The 8,022-nt window shown below is 37.8% G+C and carries 6 protein-coding genes and 1 rRNA gene; all 7 read right to left on the bottom strand.

All coding sequences use genetic code 11. The features are described from left to right. Nucleotides 1-65, bottom strand: a 16S ribosomal RNA gene (locus F4694_RS14425); the annotation flags it as partial. A gap of 309 nt (nucleotides 66-374) precedes the next feature. Next, nucleotides 375-2,945, bottom strand: a complete 2,571-nt coding sequence (gene gyrA, locus F4694_RS14420; RefSeq protein WP_179599002.1) for a DNA gyrase subunit A — start codon at nucleotides 2,943-2,945, stop codon at nucleotides 375-377. A gap of 171 nt (nucleotides 2,946-3,116) precedes the next feature. Next, on the bottom strand, nucleotides 3,117-5,039 hold the full coding sequence (gyrB, locus tag F4694_RS14415) for a DNA topoisomerase (ATP-hydrolyzing) subunit B (RefSeq protein ID WP_179599083.1): 1,923 nt from the start codon (nucleotides 5,037-5,039) through the stop codon (nucleotides 3,117-3,119). 69 nt (nucleotides 5,040-5,108) lie between these two features. Then, nucleotides 5,109-5,357, bottom strand: a complete 249-nt coding sequence (remB, locus tag F4694_RS14410) for an extracellular matrix regulator RemB (RefSeq protein ID WP_179599000.1) — start codon at nucleotides 5,355-5,357, stop codon at nucleotides 5,109-5,111. A 10-nt stretch (nucleotides 5,358-5,367) separates the two neighbouring features. Further along, nucleotides 5,368-6,486 (bottom strand): DNA replication/repair protein RecF, encoded by a 1,119-nt coding sequence (gene recF, locus F4694_RS14405; protein ID WP_179598998.1) that lies wholly within the window; start codon nucleotides 6,484-6,486, stop codon nucleotides 5,368-5,370. Between the two features lie 16 nt (nucleotides 6,487-6,502). After that, nucleotides 6,503-6,721, bottom strand: coding sequence for a S4 domain-containing protein YaaA (yaaA, locus tag F4694_RS14400; protein ID WP_179598996.1), 219 nt, complete (start codon nucleotides 6,719-6,721; stop codon nucleotides 6,503-6,505). 103 nt (nucleotides 6,722-6,824) lie between these two features. Beyond that, nucleotides 6,825-7,961, bottom strand: coding sequence for a DNA polymerase III subunit beta (gene dnaN, locus F4694_RS14395; protein WP_179598994.1), 1,137 nt, complete (start codon nucleotides 7,959-7,961; stop codon nucleotides 6,825-6,827). Nucleotides 7,962-8,022: the final 61 nt, after the last annotated feature.

Here is an 8,022-nt window from a genome sequence, read left to right as displayed (position 1 = left end):
TCGACTTGCATGTATTAGGCACGCCGCCAGCGTTCGTCCTGAGCCAGGATCAAACTCTCCAAGAAAGTTGATTTAGCTCATTTGTTACGTTGGCTTAGCTTTTTAATAAAAGCTAAAAAAATTGTTTGTTGACGTTCTTGTTTGTTTAGTTTTCAAAGATCAATTTTACTCAATCACTCGTAAGCGACTTTATTAATATATCATCTATTAAAATGAATGTCAACGTTTATTTGTTCATTATTATATTAAAATGAACTCTCCATGCCGACTCAAATGAGTATAGCAGTATTAGTGATATCAATCAAGAGAAAGTTAGCGATTATATAAATAAAATTGAAAAAGGAGCACCTAAGTATGTGCTCCTTTCCATTTACTTATTCTTCTGTAGTCGTATCAGAATCAACATCTTCAGAGTCTAACTCAATTTCTGAGTTATCTTCTTCCGTTCCGCCGATTACCTCTGCACCTTCTATTACTTCAGTATCATCGGATTCAGTTTCTTCCGAAGCCTCTTCTTTTTCTACTTTAGCAACAGTTGCTACATAGTCATGTTCATCGCCTTTAATACTAATTAATTTTACACCCTGAGTGTTTCGTCCCATAGTCGAGATGCCAGCAACATCAATACGAATAAGGACTCCGCCAGTAGTAATTAGCATCAAGTCTTCTTCACCTGTTACAGCCCTTACAGAAACTAATGAGCCATTCTTTTCGGTAACATGACAAGTTTTAATACCTTTACCGCCTCTGCCTTGAATACGATACTCCTCTGCCGGTGTACGTTTTCCATATCCGTTCTTAGTTACGATAAGGACGCTGCTATTTTCCTCAAGCACTTCCATACCAACTACCTCATCATCCGAATCTAAGGTGATTCCTTTTACCCCAGTTGCGGTTCTTCCCATAGAGCGAACATCAGTTTCAGGGAAACGGATTAGCATACCCTTTTTCGTTCCAATGATCATATGTTTTGTTCCATCTGTTAAGCGAACAGAAATCAGTTCATCACCTTCACGAAGATTTAACGCAATTAAACCATTATTACGAATATGTGCAAATGATGTTAATGGAGAACGCTTAGAGATACCTTCTTTTGTCGTAAAGAATAAGTACCAATCATCCACAAATTCCTCAATTGGAATAATAGCATTAACCCATTCTCCTTTTTCAATTCCAAGAAGGTTAATGATTGGCAGCCCTTTTGCTGTACGGCTGTATTCAGGGATTTCATATCCCTTTGAACGATAAACCTTACCTTTATTTGTAAAGAAGAGAATTGTATCATGAGTAGATGTCGTGATTAAATGCTCGACGAAGTCATCTTCATTGGTACCCATCCCTTGTATACCGCGACCGCCTCTTTTTTGTGCGCGGTACGTTGAAACAGGCAGACGTTTAATATAGCCATTATGTGTTAACGTAATAACAATATTTTCACGTGGGATGAGATCTTCATCTTCGATATTTTCAATTCCGCCTGTTACGATTTCCGTACGGCGTTTATCATTAAATCGCTCTTTGATCTCTAATAATTCTTCACGTATGATTTCAAGAACCTTTTCTTCATCAGCTAGTATTGCTTTTAATTCCGCGATTAGCTTTACAAGACTTTGGTACTCTTCCTCAATTTTCTCCCTTTCTAAACCAGTTAAACGCTGTAAGCGCATGTCAAGTATCGCTTGTGCTTGTTTTTCAGAAAGGTTAAATTGCGTCATTAATCCTTCACGCGCAATATCTGTTGTCTGAGAGCTTCTAATTAAACTAATGACAGCATCAAGATTATCCAAGGCAATTCTTAAACCATCTAAGATATGAGCCCTTGCTTCTGCCTTTCGCAGCTCAAATTCTGTTCTTCTGCGAATAACGACAATTTGATGGTTTAAGTAATGGACTAAACATTGTTTTAAATTTAATACCTTGGGATGTCCATTTACTAGGGCGAGTGTATTAATACCAAAGCTAGTTTGAAGAGACGTTTGTTTATATAAGTTATTTAATAGGACATTTGCATTTGCGTCTTTACGAACCTCAATAACAATACGCATTCCATTGCGGTCAGATTCATCGCGTAAATCAGTAATGCCTTCTATTTTTTTATCACGATGCAATTCTGCAATTCGTTCAACTAATTTCGCTTTGTTTACTTGGTATGGTAATTCGTTAATAATAATAACTTCTTTACCATTTGATTTTTGTTCAATTTCGACTTTTCCGCGTATGGTGATTGATCCTCTACCTGTTTCGTATGCTTTACGAATACCGCTTCGACCAATAATAATTCCTCCGGTTGGAAAGTCCGGGCCTGGAATGACCTCCATTAATTCTTGGATAGTGATCTCTGGGTCACGAGTAACGGCTAATACGCCATCAATCACTTCACCTAGCTGGTGTGGTGGAATATTTGTAGCCATACCAACAGCAATACCCATAGAACCATTGACTAATAGATTAGGGAATCTTGCTGGCAGAACAGAAGGCTCTCTTTCTTCACCATCATAGTTGTCCTGGAAATCAATTGTGTCTTTGTTAATGTCCCTAAGTAATTCCATAGAAATTTTGGACATTCTAGACTCTGTATAACGCATCGCCGCTGCTGAATCGCCGTCTACTGATCCAAAATTTCCATGTCCATCAACAAGCATATAACGATAGTTAAAGTCTTGAGCCATCCGTACCATTGTTTCATATACGGCTGAATCCCCATGCGGGTGATATTTACCGATTACATCCCCAACGATACGAGCTGATTTTTTATAAGGTTTATCCGCGTGTATGCCAAGATCATGCATAGCGTATAAAATACGGCGATGAACTGGTTTTAAACCATCTCGAACATCTGGAAGGGCACGAGAAACAATAACACTCATTGCATAGTCAAGAAACGATGTTTTCATTTCTTGGCTGATATTAATATCCTTCACTTGAGAATTTGGTGTTTCGGCCATTTTAGTACCTCCTATTTTGGTGACGATCTGCCTTTAATCATCATCCAATGAGATCAAGATAAACGAAAAAAGGAGGATAGTGGTCACCCCTCTATCCCTTTTTGAAAAGCGGAAGCGCCTTGTCCAGTGGCTTAAGCCCCCGAATCCCTAAGCGCTGTTCGCTAGACAAAACTATATATCTAAATTCTTTACGTATTGAGCGTTTTCTTCAATGAAGTTACGACGCGGCTCTACCTTGTCTCCCATTAACATTTCAAATGTTTCATCTGCTTCAATCGCGTCTTCTAGACTCACTTGAAGCATAGTTCTATTAGCAGGATCCATTGTCGTTTCCCATAATTGTTCAGGATTCATTTCTCCTAAACCTTTATACCGCTGGATATTAGGCTTCGGCTGACTTGGGAGCTCGGCGAATATTTTTTCTAACTCTTTGTCATCATAAGCATACCTAACCTTTTTTCCTTGCTGAACTTTATATAATGGCGGCTGAGCAATGTATACATAACCGGCTTCTAAAATTTTGCGAATATAACGGTAGAAGAAGGTTAACAATAACGTTCGAATATGAGCACCATCAACGTCCGCATCCGTCATAATGACTATTTTATGGTATCTTGCTTTCGCGATATCAAAATCTTCACCAATACCTGTTCCTATTGCCGTAATCATAGAACGAACCTCGTTATTGGAGAGAATTCGATCTAAACGTGCTTTCTCAACATTGAGTATTTTTCCTCTCAATGGCAGAATTGCTTGGAAATGGCGGTCACGGCCTTGCTTTGCCGATCCACCTGCCGAGTCACCCTCAACAATGTACAGTTCGCTGATAGAAGGGTCCTTTGAAGAACAGTCAGCTAATTTCCCAGGTAAACTTGAAACCTCTAAAGCACTCTTTCGGCGCGTCAATTCTCTAGCTTTCTTTGCCGCAAGTCTTGCTCTGGCAGCCATTAATCCTTTTTCAACGATTTTTTTAGCTACTGGTGGATTTTCTAGTAAGAATTTTTCAAAGTGGCTCGAGAACAATGAATCCGTTATCGTTCTTACTTCAGAGTTTCCAAGCTTTGTTTTCGTTTGCCCTTCGAATTGTGGGTCCGGATGCTTAATTGAAACAATCGCAGTTAAGCCTTCACGAACATCTTCACCAGATAGGTTCGTATCATTTTCTTTTATCAAACCATTTTTTCTTGCATAATCGTTTATAACACGGGTTAAACCGGTTTTAAATCCAGATTCATGGGTACCGCCTTCATAGGTGTGGATGTTATTCGCGAAGGAATAAATGCTGTCTGTATACCCCTCATTGTATTGAAGAGCTACTTCAACGCTAATGCCATCGCGTTCTCCCTCAATATAGATCGGCTCATCATGAATAACCTCTTTTGTGCGGTTTAAATGCTCTACATACGATTTAATTCCGCCTTCGTAGTAATATTCATTCTGTTTATTTTCTACACGATTATCTTTAATCGTGATTTTTATTCCTCGATTTAAAAATGCGAGTTCACGCAGACGAGTTGCTAAAATATCATACTCATATTCCAATGTTTCAGTAAAAATTTCACCGTCTGGTTTAAAGTGAGTAATTGTACCTGTTGTATCTGTTGTTCCGACGACCTCTAATTCTTGAACCACAGCTCCACGTTCAAACTTAATGGAGTATATATTACCGTCACGATGTACCAAAACATCTAAATTTGTGGAGAGTGCATTAACTACGGAGGCACCTACACCATGCAGTCCACCAGAAACCTTATATCCTCCGCCGCCAAATTTACCTCCGGCATGAAGCACGGTCATAATAACTTCAACAGCTGGTCTGCCCATTTTCTCTTGAATTCCGACCGGTATACCACGTCCGTTATCTTTAACAGTTATACTGTTATCTTCCTCAATAATGACATTGATTTCGTCACAATATCCTGCCAAAGCCTCATCAATACTGTTATCTACAATTTCCCAGACAAGATGATGGAGACCTTTTCCACTAGTTGAACCAATATACATACCAGGTCTTTTTCTAACAGCTTCTAGACCTTCAAGAACCTGTATTTGATCCGCACCATATTCTTGTTCCTGGACTACTTTTTGTTCCATTGTCATATCGTTCACCCCGCACTTTCATTCAAAAAAATCACTCTATAACCTAAATGAAAAATAATAATCTCAAGATTCCTGCATTTCCTTTTGATTTGAACGTTTTTTTAATGTTCCAGAAGAAATTGGGGATAAATAAACCTTGTCGTAAGTAATTACGACAGATTTAAAGGGGTTTTTCGAAAGGTTAACAAGCTTTTCCTTATGCTGTTCTAAGAACTCTTCGACTAGATTTGAAGAATTCACGCACCCTTTATCAAGAATGGCGATGATATCTTTCGCCCTGATATTTAAATCTTCCCCGACATGAATATACACACTTCCCACCTCAATTAACCTTATTGATAACCCCAGACTCTACTTCAAAAGTTGAAGCTTCTTTTAATGTTTGATGATGGATCCCGTCCACACTCGTTGTGGTAACGAATGTTTGGACCTTCCCCTGGATGGTATTAAGCAAGTGTGACTGACGATAATCATCTAATTCCGATAAAACATCGTCAAGGAGTAAGATGGGATATTCGCGAATTTCTGAATGAATTAATTCAATTTCGGCAAGCTTAACAGAAAGTGCCGTTGTTCTTTGCTGACCTTGTGATCCAAATGTCGAAACATCCCGATTATTTACAAAAAACAACAAATCATCACGATGTGGTCCGAATAAGGTTGTACCACGTTCTATTTCCCTACTTCTAACCTTACTAAATTTTTCCTCAAAGCTTGCTTTCATTTTCGACAAATCTTGGTCTTCTAATACATCAACAGATGGTTTATAGACAATTTCTAATGATTCCAGCCCTCTAGAAATGCCCTTATGAATAGGTTTAGCCCAATTTTCAAGCAAGTGGAGAAACTCAAACCTTTTCAATACTATTTTCACAGCCATATCAATAAACTGCTCAGTAAGAATTTCAAGCATGGTTTGATCGGTTTGTTTTTTTATTTGCAACATTTTCAAAAAATGATTTCTCTGTTGAAGTATTTTTTGATATTGACTCATATCATGTAAATAAATGGGCGACACCTGCCCAATTTCCATATCAATAAACCGCCTTCTTACTTGCGGGCTGCCTTTTACTAAGTTTAAATCTTCCGGTGCGAACATGACCACATTCATGTTCCCGACATATTGGCTGAGTTTCTGCTGCTCTATATGGTTGCATTTAGCCTTTTTTCCTTTTTTGGAAATAATTAATTGCAATGGCAATGAGCTATACTGTTTTTGAACCCTACCCTCTATTTTAGCATACTCCTGGTCCCAGCGAATAAGATCTTTATCATTTGAGGTTCGATGAGACTTAGCCATCGCTAAAACATAAATAGATTCCATCACATTTGTTTTACCCTGAGCGTTTTCCCCAAGGATTACATTAACTTTATTTTCAAACTCGACCGATAGGCTCTGATAATTTCGATAATCCCTCAGTGCTAATTGTTCAATATACATGAAAACGACACAACCTTTAGTTACTCGTAATCAAAAACTCTCCAAAGCCTGGAATTGTGACTTTATCTCCCGCTCGAAGCTTTCTTCCTCTTCTTTGATCTTGTTCGCCATTAATAAAAATATCGTTTTCACTTAAAAACCATTTTGCCATTCCACCAGATTGGATAACGTCAGCTAATTTAAGAAATTGTCCTAACGTAATAAACTCTGTATTTAGCTTTATTTCTTCAGGCAATGTTTATCACTCATTTCTAAAATGGTCTCAATACTTTATTTTACTAAAAAACAAAAAATAAAGAAAGTCACCAAAAAAAATGGTGACTATTCATGGGGTTATCCTAGTAAGTTCTTACAGGTAAAATCAGCTGAAGTGTGGTTTCATCATGCAATGGATTGATAACAAACGGTCGCATTGCACCAGTGAAACTAATCCTTATATCTGTACCTTCAAGTGCTTTTAGGGCGTCCATCATATATTTAGCACTAAAAGATATCTTTAATTCTTCTCCATCGATGGATTGACTTTGAATTTCTTCGACGACTTTACCTACTTCAGGTGTGTTGGAGGAAATCTCTATTACTCCGCCATCAATAGTTGAAAGTTTCACAACATTATTTCTGCCTTCACGGGCAAGTAAGGAAGCACGATCAATGGCATGTAAGAATTCTTTTGTATTAACAATAATATCCGTTTTACTTTCACTTGGAATCAGTCTAGAAGTGTCAGGATAATTTCCTTCTAGCAGCCTTGAGAAAAATAATAAATGCTTCGCTTTAAACAAAATTTGATTCTCTGTGATAACGATATCTATTAATTCATTCGAGTCATCTATGATTTTACTCAGTTCATTTAGACTCTTACCTGGTATAACAACATTGTAGCTTTCGTTATTTTCAATTTCTATTTTTGCTTTTCTCAATGCCAGACGATGGCTATCTGTTGCAATACAGTTCAGTTCACCATTTTCGATCTTCCAGTTTACACCTGTCAAGATGGGACGTGTTTCTGATGTGGATACGGCAAAAAAGGTTTGGCGTATCATCGTTTTCAGAAGATCCGTTGCAATATGAAATTTATTATTTTCTTCTATTTGCGGCAGGTGCGGATACTCTTCTGCGTCAAGTCCGTTTAAATTAAATTCAGATTTCCCAGATCGGATAACGGTTTGTAAAGATCCTAGTACTTCAATTTCAACTGAGTCAGTAGGTAATTTTTTTACAATTTCACTAAAAAATTTTGCTTGAAGGACGATAGAACCGGCTTGTTTGATTTCTACAATCTCATCTCCGTCTTCCTCATTTGGAATAAAAGACTCAATTGAAATATCGGAGTCACTTCCCGTTAGGGTTACTCCCTCACTGCTAGCTGTAATTTTGATTCCCGTTAAAATTGGGATTGTCGTTCTCGAAGTGACAGCCTTCATAACATCTTGGACACTTTGGACAAGACGGTCCCGTTGGATGATAAATCTCATTTTATAATCCTCCCAGCAATTTTTGTTCTAAGTACGCATAAATGAAAATTTTTGAACATAT

The sequence above is a fragment of the Neobacillus driksii genome (assembly GCF_013409995.1).
Lineage (GTDB): Bacteria > Bacillota > Bacilli > Bacillales > Cytobacillaceae > Neobacillus > Neobacillus driksii.
Note: the sequence above shows the minus strand (reverse complement) of the source record. Positions and strands in the feature narration are given on the sequence as shown.